The sequence below is a fragment of the Paenibacillus vini genome (assembly GCF_018403325.1).
In the GTDB taxonomy this organism is placed as follows: domain Bacteria; phylum Bacillota; class Bacilli; order Paenibacillales; family Paenibacillaceae; genus Fontibacillus; species Fontibacillus vini.
Map to the genome: position 1 here is coordinate 14343 of NZ_BOSL01000025.1, position 21277 is coordinate 35619.

At 43.2% G+C, this 21277-nt stretch carries 15 protein-coding genes; 1 reads left to right on the forward strand and 14 read right to left on the reverse strand.

Features of this window, described 5'->3' with window-relative positions; translation table 11 throughout:
• The first annotated feature begins 341 nt into the window (after positions 1-341).
• A complete protein-coding gene (locus tag KJS57_RS24375) occupies positions 342-6437 on the forward strand; it encodes an endo-1,4-beta-xylanase (protein ID WP_213656621.1) in 6096 nt (2031 codons plus the stop codon).
• 72 nt (positions 6438-6509) lie between these two features.
• Here the strand turns inward: KJS57_RS24375 and KJS57_RS24380 are convergent, their stop codons facing one another.
• From KJS57_RS24380 to KJS57_RS24445, 14 genes are all read right to left on the reverse strand, one after another.
• Positions 6510-7388 carry a phosphatidylinositol-specific phospholipase C/glycerophosphodiester phosphodiesterase family protein gene (locus tag KJS57_RS24380; RefSeq protein WP_213656622.1) on the reverse strand — a complete coding sequence of 293 codons (879 nt, stop codon included), beginning with the start codon at positions 7386-7388 and terminating at the stop codon, positions 6510-6512.
• Positions 7389-7509: 121 nt separating this feature from the next.
• Positions 7510-8916, reverse strand: coding sequence for an undecaprenyl-phosphate glucose phosphotransferase (locus KJS57_RS24385; protein ID WP_213656623.1), 1407 nt, complete (start codon positions 8914-8916; stop codon positions 7510-7512).
• The gene (locus tag KJS57_RS24390) at positions 8913-9842 is read right to left on the reverse strand and encodes a glycosyltransferase family 2 protein (protein ID WP_213656624.1); all 930 of its coding nucleotides are present in this window, start codon (positions 9840-9842) and stop codon (positions 8913-8915) included. The genes KJS57_RS24385 and KJS57_RS24390 overlap by 4 nt, the downstream gene beginning before the upstream one ends.
• A 278-nt stretch (positions 9843-10120) precedes the next feature.
• Positions 10121-11065, reverse strand: coding sequence for a glycosyltransferase family 2 protein (locus KJS57_RS24395; protein WP_213656625.1), 945 nt, complete (start codon positions 11063-11065; stop codon positions 10121-10123).
• Positions 11066-11170: 105 nt separating this feature from the next.
• Positions 11171-12037, reverse strand: a complete 867-nt coding sequence (gene rfbD, locus KJS57_RS24400) for a dTDP-4-dehydrorhamnose reductase (RefSeq protein ID WP_213656626.1) — start codon at positions 12035-12037, stop codon at positions 11171-11173.
• Entirely contained in the window at positions 12034-13059 is a 1026-nt protein-coding gene (rfbB, locus tag KJS57_RS24405; protein WP_213656627.1) for a dTDP-glucose 4,6-dehydratase, read from the reverse strand. The genes rfbD and rfbB overlap by 4 nt, the downstream gene beginning before the upstream one ends.
• 12 nt (positions 13060-13071) lie before the next feature.
• On the reverse strand, positions 13072-13620 hold the full coding sequence (rfbC, locus tag KJS57_RS24410) for a dTDP-4-dehydrorhamnose 3,5-epimerase (protein WP_213656628.1): 549 nt from the start codon (positions 13618-13620) through the stop codon (positions 13072-13074).
• 20 nt (positions 13621-13640) lie between these two features.
• Positions 13641-14384: a sugar phosphate nucleotidyltransferase gene (locus tag KJS57_RS24415; protein WP_213656629.1), complete on the reverse strand. Its 744-nt coding sequence runs from the start codon at positions 14382-14384 to the stop codon at positions 13641-13643.
• 146 nt (positions 14385-14530) lie between these two features.
• The gene (locus KJS57_RS24420; RefSeq protein WP_213656630.1) at positions 14531-15052 is read right to left on the reverse strand and encodes a KdsC family phosphatase; all 522 of its coding nucleotides are present in this window, start codon (positions 15050-15052) and stop codon (positions 14531-14533) included.
• 11 nt (positions 15053-15063) lie between these two features.
• On the reverse strand, positions 15064-16044 hold the full coding sequence (locus tag KJS57_RS24425) for a KpsF/GutQ family sugar-phosphate isomerase (RefSeq protein ID WP_213656631.1): 981 nt from the start codon (positions 16042-16044) through the stop codon (positions 15064-15066).
• On the reverse strand, positions 16037-16810 hold the full coding sequence (kdsA, locus tag KJS57_RS24430; protein ID WP_213656645.1) for a 3-deoxy-8-phosphooctulonate synthase: 774 nt from the start codon (positions 16808-16810) through the stop codon (positions 16037-16039). Before kdsA ends, KJS57_RS24425 begins: the two co-directional genes overlap by 8 nt.
• Positions 16811-16821: 11 nt before the next feature.
• Positions 16822-17562: a 3-deoxy-manno-octulosonate cytidylyltransferase gene (kdsB, locus tag KJS57_RS24435; RefSeq protein WP_213656632.1), complete on the reverse strand. Its 741-nt coding sequence runs from the start codon at positions 17560-17562 to the stop codon at positions 16822-16824.
• A 17-nt stretch (positions 17563-17579) separates the two neighbouring features.
• Positions 17580-19193 (reverse strand): polysialyltransferase family glycosyltransferase, encoded by a 1614-nt coding sequence (locus KJS57_RS24440; protein WP_213656633.1) that lies wholly within the window; start codon positions 19191-19193, stop codon positions 17580-17582.
• Between the two features lie 2 nt (positions 19194-19195).
• A complete protein-coding gene (locus tag KJS57_RS24445) occupies positions 19196-21274 on the reverse strand; it encodes an HAD family hydrolase (RefSeq protein ID WP_213656634.1) in 2079 nt (692 codons plus the stop codon).
• Between the last annotated feature and the right edge of the window lie 3 nt (positions 21275-21277).

Consider the following 21277-nt stretch of genomic DNA (forward strand, 5'->3'; position numbering starts at 1 on the left):
CAAACCGGCTATTTTTCATAGCCACTTCTAGTCTAAGTGACTGTTAGAATACTGTCAATGTTCGTATGAAATGCGAACAAAAAGAACCCGGTCTCCTGAGCTGATCCACAAAGAATGAACGTTCATTATGAAGCTTCCTGGATTTATTATCCCTCAGTAGAAAAGAGCATTTGCATTCTTCCTTCTTTGCATTTATCTGGGAAAAACTCGGATTGTCCTTTAATTTTGAGTAAGACGGTTCAAATTCGAAATGGTATGCTCCGGAAGGGAGGAGGTGAAATTTACATTTTTGTAAGCGCTTTACCATTTTCGACAAATTTGGTGCAGGAGGAATGCTTTAAATGAGGAGATCGTTCAAACAAATTGCTTCAATCTTACTTACAGCGGCCTTGCTAATGCCGGCGGGTCTCATTGTCCGGACCGCGCAGGCAGCGGATTCAGCAGCACCTAATTCGGTAATCGTATACCACGAAAACTTTGAAAATGGCCCGGGTAAGGCAACCCAATCGGGTAGTGCCAACCTGGAGGCGGTAACTGGCAAGAAATTCACCGGCAATGAGGATGGAGCAGCATTATCAGTAAGCAACCGGTCCAATAATTGGGACGGCGTTGACTTCGCATTCGGTGACATCGGCTTGGCGGCTGGACAGGAATATACCGTAACAGCTTCCGTTTATGTTGAGGATGATTATAATCTGCCTCAAGGTGCGCAAGTCGTTCTTGAAGTTGTAAGCAATAAAGGCAGTGATGATGAATCGTACAATGGAATTAGCTCCACAGCGTTTAAAGCAGGACAAGGCGTCTCACTCTCTGCTAATCTCCCAGTTACGAACGTAGAGGGTACAGCTCTTCGGATAAAATCCAATGATGAAGGTGCAAAAGTTCCCTTCTATATCGGGGATATTTTAATCACCACAGTAGAATCCCCTCCCTCATCTGCTGTAGTGCTTCAACAAAGTTTTGAAGATGGTGCTGCCGGGGGATGGGCTAGGCTCTCTTGGGGCACCAGCGGTGAAGTTTCCGTTATTGACGGTATCGCCTCCGCTGGCACTAAATCATTAAAGTTTTTTAACCGGGCCAATGAGAAAGCAGTTCCTGCTCTCGCCCTGACGAACATTGTCAAATCCGATCGAAAATACGACATTTCTCTCAAAGTCAGACTCGGTTCGGATTCAGGCAATTTCCATATCGCCTCTAAAATAGATTCCGACTTGCTCGAAAACAAGTATCCCTGGATCGTTGGAAATAAGGTAGTAAACGCTCTTGAATGGACCACATTTGAAACTAAAGGCTACGAGATTCCATCTAACACCAAGGAAGTCATTATTTACGTTGAACCGGCCGAAGGCAATATGTTGACCTCGGATATTTACATCGACGAAGTGATCATCACGGATGTCACGCCGGGCGGGACTAACCCTCCGGAAGTTGTAGACAAAACAGGCATATCCGCCGACTTTGAAGATGGCCTGGATGGTTTCAAAGCACGGAATGGCCGGGAAACTGTAGTACTTTCCAAAGAGGACAACCATACTTCTGACGGCAGCCAGAGTCTCCTTGTTACTACTACAACCCAATATGATGCTGCATTGGTCGACGCCGGCGGCAAAATGGCCAAGAACCACCAGTATGAGCTGTCGGCATGGGTAAAAATGAAATCAGGCGAGGCCCCTACCACTCTGCGCATTAGTGTCCAATACGCAGACAGCGGCTTTGCAAACGTGTCACCGAATGTAACCGTAACCGATCAACAATGGGTAGAACTGAAGGGCAAATATACTCTTACGACTACCCCAACCGTACTCAATGCTTATGTTGAGACCGCAAATAATGATGGAGGCAACCGTACCTTCTTTCTGGATGATTTTAAATTGTCCTATTTGGGGCCGGTAGCTGCGGCGCCTCCGATTCAAGAAGGACTCCCTAACATAAAGGATGTTTACACTGACGATTTCCTGATTGGTAATATTGTTAACCCGGGAAGTTTTGACGAGAATCGGCTCAAGCTTCTGAAGAAGCACCACAATGTCGTCACGTTTGAGAACGATATGAAGCCGGACTATGCCTATAACAGCAATAGAGTGTTTGACTTTACCGCAGAAGATGCCCTTGTACAGAGAGTACAAGATGCAGGCCTTGACTTGCACGGACACGTACTCGTATGGCATGCGCAGTCACCAGAATGGCTTCATACCGCAGCCGATGGTCAACCGTTGAGTCGTGAAGAAGCTCTGGACAATCTAAGGACCCATATTCAAACCGTCATGGAGCACTTCGGTGACCAAGTAATCTCCTGGGACGTTGTCAATGAAGCGATGAACGATAACCCGGCGAATCCGCAAGACTGGAAAAAGGCATTGCGCAATTCGGGCTGGTTGAAAGCCATCGGCGATGACTTTATTGAGCAGTCCTTCCTTGCGGCCAGAGAAGTCATTGATGAAAATGGATGGGATATCAAGCTCTACTACAATGATTACAATGATGATAACCAGAATAAATCCACCGCCATCTACAGCATGGTTAAAGAACTCAATGAGAACTATGCCAAGACTCATCCAGGCAAAAAGCTGGTTGACGGGATCGGCATGCAGGCCCACTACAATCTGGGCACCAGAATAGACAATGTCAAGAGTTCGCTCGAGCGCTTCATATCCCTGGGCGTTGAAGTCAGCATTACCGAACTGGACATTATGGCGGGCACCAACTCTACAATCACTGACAAAGAGGCGCAGCAGCAGGCATATCTTTATGCCCAGTTGATGGATCTCTATAAGAAAAACAGCGATCATATTCCGCGTGTAACCTTCTGGGGATTAAATGACAGCACGAGCTGGAGAGCCGAGCAGAATCCAACCCTGTTCGATAAGGATCTGCAAGCGAAAAAGGCTTACTACGGGGTAATTGACCCCGAGAAGTACATGGAGGAAAATCCGCCTCAAGGTATTGATGCCAAACAATCCAAGGCGTATTATGGAACACCGTCTATCGACGGGTCTGTTGACAGCGTATGGAGCAGTGCTCCCGAAATGAAGCTGGATACGAAACAGATGGCCTGGTCAGGTGCTTCAGGAACAGCCAAAACGCTATGGGATGACAAAAATCTGTATGTATTGATTCAAGTCATAGACGACAAACTGGACAAATCCAGCGTCAATGTCTGGGAGCAGGATTCGGTCGAAGTATTCGTCGATGAAAACAATGCAAAATCAACCAGCTATCAAGACGACGACGGACAATACAGAGTGAACTTCGACAACGAGACTTCATTCAATCCGGCGAAAATCGCTGCAGGTTTTGAATCCAAAACCTCTGTTTCCGGCACGAATTACACGGTTGAAATGAAAATCCCGTTCAAAACGATTACACCGGCCAACAATGCTAAAATCGGCTTTGATGCCCAGATCAACGATGCCAAGAACGGCGCTCGTATCAGTGCCAATGCATGGAATGACCCTTCAGGCCAAGGGTACCAGGACCCGTCCGTATTCGGGGAAGTTACACTCGTTGGAGGCCAGACTCCGATTCAAGAAGATCTTCTTAATATTAAGGACGTGTACGCCAACGATTTCCTGATTGGCAATATTGTTAACCCGGCCACTTTTGAAGGAAATCGGCCTAAGCTTCTGACGAAGCACCACAATGTCGTCACGTTTGAGAACGATATGAAGCCGGACTATGCCTATAACAGCAATAGAGTGTTTGACTTTGCCGCTGAAGATGCCCTTGTCAAAAAAGTACAAGACGCAGACCTTAAACTGCACGGACATGTCCTTGTCTGGCATGCGCAGTCCCCTGAATGGCTTCATACCGGGGCCGATGGTCAACCGTTGAGTCGTGAAGAAGCTCTGGACAATCTAAGGACCCATATTCAAACCGTCATGGAGCACTTCGGTGACCAGGTAATCTCTTGGGATGTCGTCAACGAAGCGATGAACGATAACCCGGCGAATCCGCAGGAATGGAGAAAGGCATTGCGCCAATCCGGCTGGTACAAAGCAATCGGGGATGACTATCTCGATCAGGCGTTCCTAGCAGCCAGAGAAGTCCTCGATAAACACCCGGACTGGGATATCAAGCTCTACTATAATGATTACAACGATGATAACCAGAACAAATCCACCGCTATCTACAGCATGGTTAAAGAACTCAATGAAAACTATTCCAAGGATCATCCAGGCAAGAAGCTGGTTGACGGAATCGGCATGCAGGCCCACTACAATCTGGGCACCAGAATAGACAATGTCAAGAGTTCGCTCGAGCGTTTCATATCCCTGGGCGTTGAAGTCAGCATTACCGAACTGGACATTATGGCTGGCTCCAATTCTGTACTCACTGACAAGGAAGCGACGCAGCAAGGTTATCTTTTTGCCCAACTGATGGATCTTTATAAGAAGAACAGCGATCATATTCCGCGTGTAACCTTCTGGGGGCTGAGTGACGGAACCAGTTGGAGAGCCGAGCAGAATCCGGTGCTGTTCGATAAGGATCTGCAAGCGAAAAAAGCTTACTACGGGGTAATTGACCCCGGGAAGTACATGGCTGAAAATCCGCCTGAAACCATTGATGTCAAGCAATCCAAGGCGTATTATGGAACACCGTCTATTGACGGGTCTGTTGACAGCGTATGGAGCAATGCTCCGGAAATGAAGCTGGAAACGAAACAGATGGCTTGGTCAGGTGCTTCAGGAACAGCTAAAACGCTATGGGATGACAAAAATCTGTATGTATTGATTCAAGTCAACGACGACAAACTGGACAAATCCAGCGTCAATGTCTGGGAGCAGGATTCGGTCGAAGTATTCGTCGATGAAAACAATGCAAAATCAACCAGCTATCAAGACGATGACGGACAATACAGAGTGAACTTCGACAACGAGACTTCATTCAATCCGGCGAAAATCGCTGCAGGTTTTGAATCCAAAACCTCTGTTTCCGGCACGAATTACACGGTTGAAATGAAAATCCCGTTCAAAACGATTACACCGGCCAACAATGCTAAAATCGGCTTTGATGCCCAGATCAACGATGCAAAGAACGGCGCACGTATTAGTGTAATTGCATGGAATGACCCTTCGGGTCAAGGGTATCAGGACCCGTCCGTATTCGGGGAACTCACCCTCCTCGGCAAATCGTCCGGCGGCAACAATGGAGGAGGTAATAACGGCGGTGGCAATAACGGTGGTGGATCTGGCGGTTCGGGTTCCGGAAACTCCAATTCCGGAAACAGCGGCTCCGGTACGCAGCCTGGCACACAACCCGGCACGGTCAACAATAACAACGGGGTTGTATCCATCCAGCCTACTGTAAAGGTTGAGAACGGAAACGCTTCGGCAACCGTATCCAGCGAAAGCCTGAATAAAGCAATCGGGCAAGCTTCACTGGGAGCAAATGGCAAAAAGCAGATTGTTATTGAAGTACCGAATCAAGCAAATGTGCAATCTTATGTTGTTCACCTGCCGGCTTCAAGTCTGCAAAGCAACAACAATGTTGAATTTGTGCTCAAAACGGAGTACGCAACCCTTCATGTACCATCGAAAATGCTATCTAATATGACGGAGGAAGCCGGGCAAGTCTCCATTCAGATCAGCAAAGGTTCTGCGAATGACCTGAATGCCGATGCACGTGGAAAAGTGGGCAGCCGTCCGATCGTCGATCTTAGCGTGAAGGCTGGCGACCGTGTCCTTGCCTGGAACAATGCTGCGGCGCCTGTAACGGTATCCTTGCCGTACACCCCTGCCGCACAGGAACTTGCAAACCCGGATCAAATCGTGATCTTGTACATTGGCAGCCAAGGGCAGGCAACGGCCGTGCCAAGCGGAAGATACGATTCGAAGACAGGCTCGGTTACATTCACAACCACCCACTTTAGCACTTATGCTGTAGCTTATGTAACCAAATCTTTTGCCGATCTACAAAACACGGCGTGGGCGAAACAAGCCGTTGAAGCGATGGCGGCCCGCGATATTATTAAGGGAATCTCTGATGAGAACTTCGCCCCTAAGGCTTCCATCACGAGAGCAGACTTCATCACCTTGCTTGTCAGAGCGCTGGAATTGAAGGGCTCTGGCGGAAATGCGGCAGCCTTCAGTGATGTTCAGCCAACCGCTTACTATGCGGAAGCCTTGGCTATCGCGAAGGAGCTTGGAATTGCTTCCGGATTTAATGACAACACCTTCAAACCAGGCAGCAGTATTTCTCGTCAAGATATGATGGTCCTTACAGCAAGAGCCTTGAACGCGGCCGGTAAGCAAACTGGCGGCCAAGGAAGCCTGGATCCTTATTCGGATGCCGCAAGCCTTGCCGCTTATGCCAAAGACAGCGCTGCTTCTCTCATAGGAAGCGGAATCGTCAACGGCAAGGACGGCAAAATTGCACCAGCGGATACATTGACCCGCGCAGAAGCAGCGATGATTCTGTACCGGATCTGGAAGCTGTAAAATTCGTTTAAAAGCAGTTGATTCTCAAAAAAGCTGCCCCCGTCGGTTCAAGACGGGGGCAGCTTTTATATTTTATAAGCCCAGGTATTCCAGCCAGCCCACACGCCCGGCATCATCCTCTTCCAAAAAATCAGTATAAAAGCCGTAGACGCCCATCCGCTTGAACTTAAGGATCGTTTTGGGATCGTTAATGGTATGAACATATGAAGGAACGCCGATCTTGTTCAGAGCGGACACCAGGTTTTCATTCGCCCGGGTCTCGGACATCGTAATGGCCGCAAGCCCTTTTTCCTTGGCAAAACGCACAACCTCGTCATCCGAATCATGGGTCTGATAAAGCGTAAAAATCACCGATTCAAAAGGATAGATGTCCTCGATCGCATCCCACATCGACTGATAATAAATTTGCGGCACGATCCGCTCCAGTAACGCCGGGTCTTTTTGCTTCGCGCTCTCGACGATTTTGGTGAAAATCCGGTCGATCTCCTCCGGTTCAATCTGTTTCGTATCCGTGACGAGATACATATCAGGGTGCTGCTCCATAAGATCAAGGATATCGTCCCAACTGAGCGGCTCATACTTGCCCATGATTTTAGCATTTTTAAATTCCTCGAAGGTCCATACCGCAGCATGGGTGCCGGGATCCATTACTTTCTCTTGGCCCATCATCTTTGTAAAGCTCTCTCCCCACTCGTGCCGGGCGATGAGCTCATCATCCTTGCTGAGCAGCAGATCCGCCTCGAACACGCGGGTCCCTTTGGCATAATTGGCTTCAAAAGCCTCAAAGCTGTTGCTATACGTCAGCCCTTCAATCCCGCCCATGGCATGAGCCACCATGCGGTGGGCCCGGAAGCCCTCGTACCGCGAGGCTTGAGGGCGAAAAAGGGTAACGATCAATATGATGGATAAACCTAGAATTAGTGCGATAGAGTAGAGAGTTCTTTTTTTCATGATAATATGCATCCTTTAGTTTGTAATTTATGACCTAAATCTATAACTCTATTATACTATACACGAAAAAAAGCCTGCGGACTCATTGAGAGACCACAGGCTATAATAACATATCAAAAAATTAGTAGGCATTCTTGTTTACAAATCCATTAACTACTGTTTTCAAAATGATCTTGATATCCATTAGAATTGACCAATTTTCGATATAAAAAATGTCGTGTTCAATTCGTTCCTCGATCGAAGTGTCTCCACGAAGCCCATGAGCTTGGGCATATCCGGTAATTCCTGGACGTACGTGGTGCTTCACCATGTATTTCGGAACTTCCTCCCTGAATTGATCTACAAAATATGGACGTTCAGGACGAGGTCCGACTACGCTCATATGGCCAGCCAGAACATTAAAAAATTGCGGAAGTTCATCAAGGCTTGTTTTGCGCAAAAAAGTACCGAACTTGGTTCGTCGGGGATCGTTCTCTGTAGTCCAGCGGGTGTCAGCCATACTTTCAGGTAGCAACCGCATAGAGCGGAATTTATACATTCGGAACTTCCTGCGGTTCAGACCTACCCGTTCTTGCTTGAAAATTACCGGACCCTTTGAGGTCATTTTTACACCGATAGCGATTATTAACATAATCGGAGAAGTAATGATAATGGCAATGGAACTAAATACAATATCAAACAATCGCTTTGCAAGCCGGTTCCCAGCCAAGTCGAGCGGAATATCGCGGACATTGATCATCGGCATCCCGGCAAAGTTATCAAACACAGGGCGTGCGGGCAAATAATCGAAAAAGTCCGGAATGATCAGTGTGCGAACCCCTATCTTTTCACAAATCGCAATGATCCTTGCATATTTGGAATGTGCAGCTAGCGGCAATGCAAGCACAACCTCATCAATGAGCTTCGACTCCAATATCTCCTGCAACTGATCTAAGGTCCCGAGAATCGGCTTATATCTGGACTTTTCATCAGCCGTCCATTCCCGATGATCATCAAGAAATCCAACGATATCGTAGCCGAGCTCCGGGTATTGCCGGAGGTTATCATGAAATTTTTGTCCTAGCGATCCCGCACCTAAAATGAGCACAAACTGCTTGTTGAAGCCCTTTTTTCGGAGCTGTTTCAGTGAACTTTTTAGAAAATAGCGGTATAACATGATGAACATCAAATTCAAAGTCATATAAATGGCCAGATAGGTACGCGAGATATCTACCTGTTTTACAAAAAACATTAATCCGAAAAGGATGAACAAGCTCGAAAAGTGAACCTGGATCAACTTTAGCACTTCGTCGGAGAAGCGTTTTTTGCGTTTAGGAGAATAAAGCGAGACCAGAATCCCGACAAATACGGAAATAGCGCCATAAACGATGCTCCAGAATGCATATATCTCCACGGACAATGGCTGTTCGTAACGAATCAAGCCACTTTCAAACTTGATCCACCAGGCCATAAGGAATGAAATCTGAATAACCGCAAAATCCGCCAAAATATACAATTGTGTCAAAAACCGCTGATTTTTGCGGATCATTGCTTCACCTCCATTTGGCGACTCGATGTCTCAGCGCTGGTGTCCAGCGTGCCCCTTACCGGGATACCCGGTTTAAGTTTATTACTGATAAAGGATAAGGAGAACTTGAGGGCGATGCCGCTGAATACGGCCATGTTAGTGAACCAGGAATAGTGCCGTTTGAAATGCTTGCGGTGGAACACCCACATCGCTCTATGAAATTCGTAGATAATTTTCATAGGCTTGCGGCGACTGCTTGCTCCCTTGTAATGGACAATGTAAGTGGCCGGATGATAGTGGATCTCCCACCCTGCCTGCTTGATCCGGTAGCACCAATCTATGTCTTCTCCGTACATAAAAAAAGTCTCATCCAGAACCCCTACCTCCCGGATCGTCTCCTGACGCAGCAGCATAAAAGCCCCAACCAGACAATCGATTGGATAAGTCTCATTCGGGTTGAGATAACTGAGATGATATTGATTAAACCGCGGGTTCTCCGGATAAAGCTTCGAAAATCCGAATGCGTAATAAAAAGAAGCTGACGGCGTAGGAAAGCCTCTTCTGCACGCTTTATCCAGCGAGCCGTCCGGCAGAATCACTTTGCAACCTGACGCTCCTACCTTCGGGTGTTCCTCCATATATGCAAGCATCGTCTGCAAAGTGCCCGACTGCATAATCGTATCTGAATTGAGCAGCAGCACATAGCGGCCGTTCACGATCTCCATCGCCTGATTATTTCCTTTGGCAAAGCCGGTGTTCGTGTGATTCTCGATCAGCCGCACCTGCGGGAACTGCTCCTTGATGGCCGGAACCGAGTCGTCCTTGGAAGCATTGTCGACGACAATGACCTCATAAGTATATTCCGTATCCGATTCGAACACGGATTTCAAGCAATCTATAGTTAAGTCACGCGTATTATAGCTGACGATGACGATGCTCAAATCCATAATCCAAGACTCCTGACAAATATAGTAATCTATCGACATTATTATAGCATAGGTGAAGGAGCTCCGGGGAGGATGGAAGGATGAGAAGAAATGGGGGGGATGGTGAATCATATTTTGATCAAGGGATAAGGCAAGAAACAAAGAAAAAGAGCCCTGAATATCGGGCTCATGGTACAATTTGTCTTGTACAACTGAACTTGGGTAGGAAGTATTGCCTCTAGATTGGAGGTGGTGCTTATGACATCTTCACTTCCAGAAGTGATCAACTGCGTCACGACTCATTGTGCACTGTTTAGCTTTTCTATAATTTCTTTCCGCTTCTCCCTCAATTCCGGAAACTTCTTGCGGAAGTCCAGCCAAGCGCCGAGAACCTTCGGTTCTCTCAACAGCATATAGGCATGCACGACTATTTCGTAGGCAAGTAAAGGTAGGAACTGCTTTTTCCATGCTGACGGGCAAAGATTTTTATACATCATCTTGTAGCGATTGATGAAGGAATGAAGGCGAATGAATAAAGGCTGCTGTTTGCGGCTACCTTTTTTCCAGCCGCGTTTATGATACCCAACGGCTTCTGCACAGTAATATGATCTATAACCGAACAGTCTCCCTCGCCAAGCAACATCTACATCCTCTTTATAGGCAAAGAAATCTTCGTCAAAAAATTCACCCTGAATGGAGATGGCTTCAATCATCTCTCTTGAGTATATCGCCGCAGCTCCGGACACACCGAATACATCGCCGGACACCTTCCATTTATCTGCCGGCTCGCCGGCTCCCCGGTCAAAGGCTCTCCAGATCCGATTCATGACAAGTCCTGTCGAGTCAATGATTCCCGGCTGATTCTGGAATACCAGCATACCTGTGGCACTTCCGATTCCTTGATCCTTATTCATAATACGGATAAGATATTCCACATAAGTTGGAGAGAGAATCACATCCGGGTTAAGGATTAGCATATAATCTGCACTGGACAATCGTATTGCCTGGTTATGTGCCGGGGCGAAGCCTACGTTATCGGCATTAGTAACGAGACTAATTTGCACCGGAATACTCGCGCGCGCTCGAATCGCTTCAACCCGCTGAATCGTATCGTCTGCAGAGGCGTTATCGACGATAATGATTTGATTGATGGGGTATGTCTGTCCAAATATAGCCTCTAGGCAAGCTTCTATATCGTTGCCGCTATTAAAAGTTACAATATGTACGCTGACAGCTGCAGACATGGGTTCTCCTCTCACCACAGAAATAAGGAGCACTTCATTTCCCAGTGCCCCCGTACGTTAGTTATATAATGTTTTCTACATCAAACTTCATTATACCAAATTGCCCTATTTCTTCAAATACTGCTGGAGAAAGTCCTGCAGCCCCTCCTGCCATGATCTCAAATCTTTAAATCCACTATTTCGAATGGATAAATGGTCCATGACTGAATTGGCCGGCCTAGGGGCAGGGAGTGAAAACTCCTCCGTCGTGCAGGGGATGAGTTTTGCTTTTAGTGGGTCGTTCAAAATCTCTGAAGCCTCGGCAAAGATCTCCGAAGCGAACTCATACCATGTGCATGTATCTGAGTTGGAAGCATGATAGATACCATATTGCTCCGTTGCGATTAACTGTAGCAGAAATTCAGCCAAGTCTGCCGTGTACGTCGGCGATCCTTTCTGATCAACGACAACCTTGATCTCATCGCGTTCTTGCCCCAGTCTAAGCATCGTTTTGACAAAGTTATGCCCATGCAGACCGAACACCCAAGATGTCCTTACAATAAAATAGCGCGAGGATAATGTCTGGACAAGCTGTTCTCCTGCTCTTTTGGATTTTCCGTATATACTCTGCGGGTTCGTATCGTCATACTCGCGGTAAGGCGAATCAGAACGTCCATCAAACACATAATCCGTACTAATATAGCAAAACTTGGCCCCTACGCGTTCACTGGCAACTACCATATTCCGGGTTCCGGCCGCATTGATGGCATAGGCGGATTCCACCTCTTCCTCCGCACGATCCACTCCCGTATAGGCCGCACAATGAATGACGGTCTCTGGCCTGGATTGCTGAAGGAGCGACAGACATGCTGCCGCATCTGTAATATCAAGAGTATCCCGATCAGACGCAATGACTTCGTGTCCGCTATATTTAAACTGTGCTACAACATCCGTCCCCAGCTGCCCTGACGCCCCAGTAACCAGTACTTTCATGCCAGACCACCACCAAGACGCGCACCATATTGTTTCGCATAATAGTCCTGATAAGTCTCGCTCTGAATTCGTGTCCACCAGTCTTTATTATCCAAATACCAGCGAATTGTCTCCTGAATTCCTGTCTCGAAGGAATGCTTCGGCTTCCAGCCTAACTCCTGCGTCGTCTTCGTAGGATCAATGCCATACCTGCGATCATGGCCAGGACGATCCTGTACATACTTAATCAAGGATTCAGGCTTACCAAGCTGCTCCAGAATCGTTCTTACAATATGGAGGTTAGTTCTTTCATTATTTCCACCAATATTATACACTTCTCCATTGCGCCCGTTATGGATCACAAGGTCAATGGCACTGCAGTGATCCTCCACGTACAGCCAGTCGCGAATGTTTAACCCGTCGCCATACACTGGCAGCGCCTCACCCGCAAGCGCCTTGGAGATCATTAATGGGATTAACTTCTCCGGGAATTGGTAAGGTCCATAATTGTTTGAGCAACGTGTAACGTTTACTGGCAAGCCAAAAGTCTCATGATAGGCACGGACCAACAAATCTCCACCAGCTTTGCTGGCAGAGTAAGGGCTATTCGGTTGAAGCGGAGTCTCTTCCGTAAATAATCCAGTCTCCCCTAATGACCCATATACTTCGTCTGTCGATACCTGAACGAACTTTTCAACATTATGCTTACGAGCAGCCTCCAGGAGCACCTGAGTACCAAGCACATTGGTTTTTACAAAAATATCTGGCTCCAGTATGCTTCGGTCCACATGTGATTCTGCAGCAAAATTGACGATCACATCAACATCTTGACCCATCAGTTCTTCCATAGCCTTGGTGTCTGTAATATCCGCCTTCACAAAGGTATGATTCGGATTGCCTTCCACCGACTTCAGGTTCTCTAGGTTTCCGGCATAAGTAAGTGCATCCACGTTTACAATCTGGTAGTCGGGATGTTGGCGGAGCATATATAATACAAAGTTGCTGCCGATAAAACCGGCACCGCCTGTTACAAGCAGCTTCATTTATAAGTCCCCCTAATCAAAATTAATCTCCGCATCAGCGAATGTCGGATGGAGCCTGTCTTTATCCGAAAGTAGCGGCTCACTTATCGGCCAGTCGATTCCCAGAGCAGGATCATTCCATAGTATGCCGCGGTCGTGTTCAGGGGAATAATATTCGTCCACTTTGTATAAAACTTGGGTGTTTGGAACAAGAGTACAGAAACCATGGGCGAAGCCTTTCGGAACCAATAACTGACGCTTATTATACTCGCTGAGAATGATCCCGACCCATTGGCCAAATGTTGGTGAATTTCGGCGAATATCGAGAATCACATCGTATACAACCCCTGATAACACCCGGAATAGCTTCGTTTGTGCTTTGGGATTCAACTGGTAATGCAAGCCTCGCAGTACGCCTGGTTCAGCTGATAATGACTGATTGTCCTGAACAAACGAATAATTCTGTCCCAAAGACTGCATCATTTTGTTATTATAACTTTCCATAAAAAAACCCCGGTGATCGCCATGTACCACCGGTTCCAGCAATGCTGCGCCTTGCAGCTTTAACGAGGTTATTCTCATAGCCAAGCATCCTCCCTATACTAAAGCTTGAGTGTGCCGAACTCCTCACCAAAAACTAAATCTTTTGCCAACTCATTGGCTTTTGCCAGAGAAGCATGTGTCCCGGCATCGGTCCACCAACCTTCAAGCACATCAAAGGTCAATTTTCCTCGTTTAATATATGCATTATTGACGTCGGTGATTTCCAGTTCGCCTCGTGATGAGGGGGTTAAGGTCTTAATAATTTCAAACACCGTACGATCAAACATGTAAATGCCCGTTACAGCAAAATTTGACTTAGGTTGCTTAGGCTTTTCCTCAATAGAAACGATGTGTTCACCTTGAAGTTCCGGGACTCCGAAGCGGGTTGGGTCGGGAACTTGCTGAATCAGGATCTTGGCTCCTTTTTTCTGTTCGCGGAAATTAGAGACATACGGTGTAATATCATCAGCAAATACATTATCCCCCAGGATAACAATCATTTGGTCATCACCCACAAACTGCTCGGCTAAGCCTAACGCTTGCGCAATCCCACCAGCCTCGTCCTGAACTTTGTAGGTAAATGAAACTCCCATCTCGCGCCCGCTACCAAGAAGACTTACGACATCGCCCATGTGTTCTTTGCCGGTAACCAAGAGTATATCGGTAAGTCCGGCTTGCTTTAGCTTATAAACAGCGTGAAAAACCATTGGGTACCTTCCCACGGGCAGGAGGTGTTTATTGGTTACCTTGGTTAAGGGAAAAAGGCGGGAACCAGTGCCGCCTGCTAAGATAATGGCTTTCATAGGTAGCCTCCATAATCGAAAAAGTATAAAATAAATCTCTATATGTTGTGGCCTGTGCTCTCTGATTGCCTAGACGTTGTGCTGTTTTTAATCCGAATAGGTTAGTTTATTGAGCTCGATTTCTGTGATGGTTCATCGAACCAGTCTTAAAAAGTGTTCTGTGTATCCCTATCTGTTACCACATTTTCATTAAAGGGAATAATCCCCAATATCATGTCAGAAATTTCACGGAAACATCCTTGGCCCCCTTGTTTCTGAGTAACATAACGAGCTTTCCTTTTAATATAATCATTAGCACTTGATGGTACACATCCGAAAAGGCACTTTTCTATAGCCGGAAGGTCAAAAATATCATCACCTATATATGCAACTTGATTTAAGTCGATTGTATTCTTTTGACACAAATCCTCTAATGCACCTAGTTTATCTCTAGTCCCCATAATCAGGTAATCTATCTTTAGCTTGTTTGCTCTATGCTGAATAAGGGGATTATTCTCTGCTGTAATAATTGCTGTTTTTATCCCATTTCTTTGAAGTTCCTGAAACCCAACTCCATCTAACACGCAGAATCTTTTCATCTCTTCTCCGGACTCTGTATAGTAGAGCCCTCCATCCGTAAGAACTCCATCACAATCTGTTGCGACGAGTTTTATTTTCGATAAATCCACTTTACCACCTCTTAATAAACTATGCCTAGCTTCAAGATATCTGATGCAGTTATAAGACCTAATGAACCATTATTCTCATCAACCACAGGTAGCACAGATGCTTTTTTTCCGCCTTTCTGCATGATAATCAATGCATCAATGGCTAGTGAACCACCTAATACAGTTATAGGTGTTTTAGTCATAACCTCTTCAACTGGACAAGAATAAATATTAATATCATTGTCCATACACCTTCTAATGTCTCCATCAGTGAGTATACCTTTGAGCTTACCGTCCATATCAATGATAGTTACAGCACCAAGTCCTTTTTTGCTTATTTCAACAATTGCGTCTTTGAGTGTAGAACCAATCTCTATAGATGAGTTTTCAGAACCGCTGTGCATTATATCACTAACTCTTGTGGTAAGTCTTCTTCCTAATGCTCCTGCCGGGTGAAATATCGCATATTGATTTTTCCCGAAATTATTTATCTCAGAGAGGATTACTGCTAGAGCATCACCTAAAACCAGGGTAACTGTTGTACTTGACGTTGGTGCCATTTTTAAAATGCACGCTTCGTCGACTACTGGTATTTTACAAATTATGTCACTGTGTTTTGCGAGACTTGAAAATCTATTATTGGTAATTGCAATAATTTTTGCACCAATGAGTTTCATATTTGGAAGTAATCTTAATACTTCTTCACTCTCACCACTATTACTAATAATAATCACAACATCATTGTTAGTGATCATACCAAGATCACCGTGAAGAGCATCACCTGGGTGGAGAAAAAAGGAGCTAGTTCCGAGACTAGCCATGGTTGCTGCTACTTTTCTTGCTATGTGTCCTGACTTTCCAACGCCGGTAACCACCGTTTTACCATGGCAATTTGAAATAGTATTAATAACTTGACTGAAACCATCGTCTATCTCATCTCGCAATTTCTGTAATGCCCTGATTTCAATATCTATGATATTCTTGGCTCGGGAAATGTAACTATGTTCATTCATTATGATTCACAGCTTCGTATATTTTAAGAATGCGGCTTAAAATGTCTTCTAAATTGTCCAACCGGACCATATTAGGACCATCAGAGAGCGCATTGTCAGGATCAGGGTGTACTTCCATAAATAACGAATCTGCCCCTACTGCAATAGCGGCTTTTGCCAAATATTCAACATACTCACGGTTCCCACCTGTTGTTGTACCTTTCGCCCCTGGTTTTTGAACACTGTGAGTAGCATCAAATACAACAGGGTAACCAAATTTCTTCATCTCAACGATACCGGTCATATCTACTACAAGATTGTTATATCCAAAGCTTGTGCCTCTTTCACAAAGCAATATATTTCGGTTCCCAGTACTTTCAAGTTTATCTACAACATTCTTCATATCCCATGGGGCAAGGAATTGGGCCTTTTTCACATTAATGATTTTGCCCGTTTTACCCGCACTTACCAATAGATCTGTTTGACGGCATAAAAATGCAGGTATCTGAATAATATCGGCAACCTTAGAAACTGGTTCAGCCTGGTTAGGTTCATGAATATCAGTAGCGATTTTAACATTACATTCATCTTTAACCTTCTTTAGAATTTCAAGGCCTCTTTCTAGCCCTGGTCCACGAAAGGAATCTACAGAAGTACGGTTTGCTTTATCAAACGATGACTTAAAATAGTAGTCGATTCCAAACTTCTCGGTAACCTCTTTAATCTTCGACGCCGTTTTGAGAACTAGTTCCTCAGATTCAATTACGCATGGTCCGGCTATTAGCATAAATTTGTTATTCACAAGAATGTCTCCTTATGTTCTAGTATATAATCTCTAACTCGCTCAAGGTCTTTCTCTGTGTCAACTGCTACAGTGTCTGAACGAACTTCCCCAACTCTTATTTTCACTCCATTTTCAACAAGCCGAAGTAATTCAATATCCTCAATCCTTTCTATTCTTCCGCGTTCAAGGCTTGAGTAATATTTTAATACCTCTCTCTTAAATGCATAAACGCCAATTGGTTTATAATATTTGTAGTCTAGTGAAGCTTTTGGATATGGTATAGGTGCTCTTGAGAATAACAATATATCTTCATTAACATCACAAACCACTTTCGGTGTTGTACCATTAACCACATCTACCGGATTTTTATATTCGGTTTTTAATGTTGCACACGGTATGTTATCTTCACTTAAAATCGTATCGATAACTGCTTCAATATCCGAAGGCTCTAACAAGGGTTCATCCCCTTGGATCGTCACGTAGATATCAGCTTCTATTATTTCTGCAACTTCTGCGACACGCTCTGTTCCATTTGAATGGCTTTGGGAAGTCATTATATGCTTGATACCGTATTGGTCACAAACCTCCGCAATCCGAACATCATCAGTTGCAACATAGACATCTTTCAGTCTCTTTACCATTTTAGCACGCTGGTAAACCCACCAAACCATAGGCCTACCACAGATGTCAGCCAAAGGTTTTCCAGGGAGTCTACTAGAACTATATCTAGAAGGAATAACCCCAATTATATTCATCTTCTCTTCCTCCAATGTTAATCAAGTTCGTTATTTACTAATTCTTGTTTATCATTTCTTTCTTTTTCAATATAATACAACAACCTTTGTTCAGTTGCTTTGAGGATTCCTTCAAGCACTTTAATTTTCACCTGTTCAGGGCTCATTTTTTCAATTGTTAAATTCACCTGTAAATTTTCTAACTTTTTCTCGAACTGCAACTCTGTAGCCATAGTCATATACTCCTCATTTTTAGAATAAAAATATATCGACTGTTCCTCTGGTTTAACAAACATTTCATCCGCAAAAGGTTTTCTATAATAAACAAGAGGGTGCATTTTTTCCATAATATTTTTGTGGTAGTAATCATAAAAGCAATAGTCTTCATGGCTATTTAAAAATATTAAGATGTTATTTTGGTCAGTACTTTCAATTAAATCGATAACTAATTGTTGATTGAAGCTTTCCGATTTAGATATGTCGTCAACAATAATAATCTTGTTTTTAATTGTCTCAATTACAGAAAGTGATTTGACAGAAATATTTTCTATAGCCAGATCACTATACTTCGCCATAGTAAACAAATGATCATTATCAACCCCAACAGTATAAACAGTATCTAAATCCTTAATGTTCAGGTTCTTGATGAGCTTTAAAGCAACATAATACTTAGCCGCTTGCTTATAGGAAGTTCTAAACTCTGGTGATAACACTATCACTTGTTTAAAGCAATCACTAATTGTGTTAATAGATGTAGAATAAATAGTTGCCGCCGACTCAATTTTTTGATCAAAAATAAAAGGCAAAAACTCGGTAGGAAATTTCCCATTCAGAACAGTAGACCTAGGTAGTATTCTATCGTAGTACATTACATCTTCTGGATGAGGTTTTATATATAAATTTCGATTATTTATAAAGAAGTCGACAAATGTCTGGTAAATTTCAGCATGTTCTTCGAATGAAAGTATTTTTAAATTCATAAAATGCTGAGTCAACAATAGAAAAGCATTGGGTTTAATACTAACTTCACGGTTTACTGAGAAGCAATCAAAAAGTGATTCAAGCTCCTCAGAAGACAAAGCTTTCATGCTTTCTACTACATTAAAGTCCAATAGCTTCTCACTATAAAAGCCATCTACTTGAGTTCTTGCATCACATATAACTTTTTCGATAAGATGGTTTGAATAATCTACTAATTTAAATTTTTCGGCGTTTTCTCTGTGCAAAGGAACAGCATTATCTAAAGCGTCTCGTAGAATTTCAGGTCTACTATAAGCTCCGTTCGCTTCTTCAAATGCATAAAATTTCCGATTATTATGAATCAGATAGATTGAAAAATAATAATGCACTCCGCCTACGTAAATATTCCCAAGCTCATTAAGACTGTAATTTATTGTTTCTTCATATAATTTTTCTACATCTTCTACTAAATTCATAGAATTATGAGAGAGGCTTTTGTAGGGGAATTTAAAGATTTCTTTAAATACACCCTTTTTCGCAAGTAAATCCAAACTCTTTTCATCTTGCCCAAATGAAGCAAAATCAGGTATTACCAGGATTGCATTTTCGTTCTTATGAAATATAAATCTATGAACAATGCAATTTAACAACTGGTAAGTTGTCACTGCATGGTATAAAACCAAATCAATCACCCCTATAACATTCTTTTTCTTAGTGTTTCACCTAACGTATCTACATTTTTCTTCTCTAAATCGCCACCAGTATTTAAATTGAAGACAAAGTCAGAAAAGAAGTTTTTAATGTAAGATAAATCTCGGATAATCATTCTAAAAGGCAAGTATGCATCATAACCAGCTATATTGAACATATAAGGATATTTATTAAATGTAGTGAAGTAACTCTTAACAAAATCTATGATTCCTTGGTGTATTTCTTCAATCTTTGAATAATTCTCAACCTCAGCTAGATCAAAGGTAAACTCAAAATCCAACTCAGAGTTATTAAATCCAGAAAAGCTCGGAGATTTTGCTTGCGTGAACAACTCGAAAATAGCACTATTAGCGCCTTTATTTGTCGAAAAATGGGTGTCATAGAGATTACGATTGTTAGAGCGGGAAAATATATAACTCTCTATCTTTTCAGTCTGTATATTAGCAATAATATCAGTAGGAGGTCCTCCACTTGCAGCAAGAAGACAACTAACCTCACAAGATAGATTCCATTCTTCTTCTATAAGAACTTTTAATCCAAGTGGTCCAGTACCATTCCAACCCACATCAACAATGGCTACTTTTTTCGCTTCACCAATTAACGAGTGAACGTACTCTTTTGCTAAGTCGCTTCCTTTTTTGTAAATAGCAATTATTTCATCGATATTATCTATAAAAAATTTTTTTAGATGATCGGCATTTTCCTGAGTAATTTTATCTTCTCTATTTAAATTCCAATAAATAAGCTTGTTACTCAATTGGGACAAACCAATACTTGTAAGAATGGAGGAAATAGTAATGTCTTGTTTAGAAGAAATTCTATAATCAATATTTCTTTTCAGAAATATATTTCTATCTTTTTGTAGTAAATATTTCATATGAGCAATTCTTGACCAAAGAAGATATTCACTTGGAATGTCATCGAATAATTCATCATACACTTTTTTGTAGATATCGCCATCACGAGCTAGAAAGATAACCTTATCAATATTGTTTACTTTTGAATAGCTATGAATCCAATTGCAGAATCCAGCAATATATAGTCCACCGTAAATAAATCCGTATTCATATGCAGGGCTGAACTCTTTGGTTCCATTATGAAGATGTGTGTTTACTACTCCAGAGTACCCACTTCCAATTAACTCGGACATACCATCAGCACGATACTGATTTCCAATTTCATGAACATTCTTGTAATAACGAGTTTCAAATCCCATTTCTTTGGCATTGTTTATGTCAGCATGAATGTTATCTCCAATGTGCACAATCCGCAAATCATCGCCAAACTCATTTCGCACGACATTGTACAGATCTTTACGCGACTTGCTAATTTTATAGTCACAGGATACAAAAATATTCTCGTAACCTGTGTAACCACACTCTTCCAGCAACTTGTTCATCATATTTTTCGGATAGTACATATCAGAAACAATAATCATTCTTTTTTTATGACTTTGTAGTATATCAAATACACGCTTCATGTAGGGATTGGCAAAACAAAAGTCAATCTCTGTTTCAAACTCGGCTTTAATACCTTGCTCTTTCGGAATCCCTGTATTTTTTTCAATGTACTTATAGATTTCCTCTATTGTTATTTCTCTTGTTCCTTCATTGTCATCACTTATAGCTCTAACCGCTCGCTCTGCTTCAATTCGTAAACTATAAAATCCATTGTAATTCAACTTTTGCCCTACAATCATAAATAGGTCAACAGGTTTTGTAAATGGACGTAAAACTAATGTGTCAAAAATATCAAATGAAACAATATCGTATTGCAATAAATCTTTCGCAAAATGGTGAGGAGTTGCTCGTTTATATACAGAAGACTCTGGACCTTTTAAATACGGAACACGAGGTCCTTTTATTTGGACTGTATTGCTGCTATTATTTTTTTTGAAATTTCGGTACTTCCAATTGAGACGTACTAATAAACTCCATGACTTCAACCTATTCTTCCTATGTAGCTCTTCATTGTTCCATCTGTACTGTTGGTACTCCCGCAATATATGTGGATTCTTTTCTGCAACATAATAAAACAACTTTTCCTTTATTCTTTTCAGCATCTC

Bases quoted from the DNA above. Each gene is read 5' to 3' on its own strand.
- KJS57_RS24375 (WP_213656621.1), top strand. From the start codon at position 342: ATGAGGAGATCGTTCAAACAAATTGCTTCAATCTTACTTACAGCGGCC.
- KJS57_RS24380 (WP_213656622.1), bottom strand. From the start codon at position 7,388: ATGAAAAAAAGAACTCTCTACTCTATCGCACTAATTCTAGGTTTATCC.
- KJS57_RS24385 (WP_213656623.1), bottom strand. From the start codon at position 8,916: ATGATCCGCAAAAATCAGCGGTTTTTGACACAATTGTATATTTTGGCG.
- KJS57_RS24390 (WP_213656624.1), bottom strand. From the start codon at position 9,842: ATGGATTTGAGCATCGTCATCGTCAGCTATAATACGCGTGACTTAACT.
- KJS57_RS24395 (WP_213656625.1), bottom strand. From the start codon at position 11,065: ATGTCTGCAGCTGTCAGCGTACATATTGTAACTTTTAATAGCGGCAAC.
- rfbD (WP_213656626.1), bottom strand. From the start codon at position 12,037: ATGAAAGTACTGGTTACTGGGGCGTCAGGGCAGCTGGGGACGGATGTT.
- rfbB (WP_213656627.1), bottom strand. From the start codon at position 13,059: ATGAAGCTGCTTGTAACAGGCGGTGCCGGTTTTATCGGCAGCAACTTT.
- rfbC (WP_213656628.1), bottom strand. From the start codon at position 13,620: ATGAGAATAACCTCGTTAAAGCTGCAAGGCGCAGCATTGCTGGAACCG.
- KJS57_RS24415 (WP_213656629.1), bottom strand. From the start codon at position 14,384: ATGAAAGCCATTATCTTAGCAGGCGGCACTGGTTCCCGCCTTTTTCCC.
- KJS57_RS24425 (WP_213656631.1), bottom strand. From the start codon at position 16,044: ATGAATGAACATAGTTACATTTCCCGAGCCAAGAATATCATAGATATT.
- kdsA (WP_213656645.1), bottom strand. From the start codon at position 16,810: ATGCTAATAGCCGGACCATGCGTAATTGAATCTGAGGAACTAGTTCTC.
- kdsB (WP_213656632.1), bottom strand. From the start codon at position 17,562: ATGAATATAATTGGGGTTATTCCTTCTAGATATAGTTCTAGTAGACTC.
- KJS57_RS24445 (WP_213656634.1), bottom strand. From the start codon at position 21,274: ATGCTGAAAAGAATAAAGGAAAAGTTGTTTTATTATGTTGCAGAAAAG.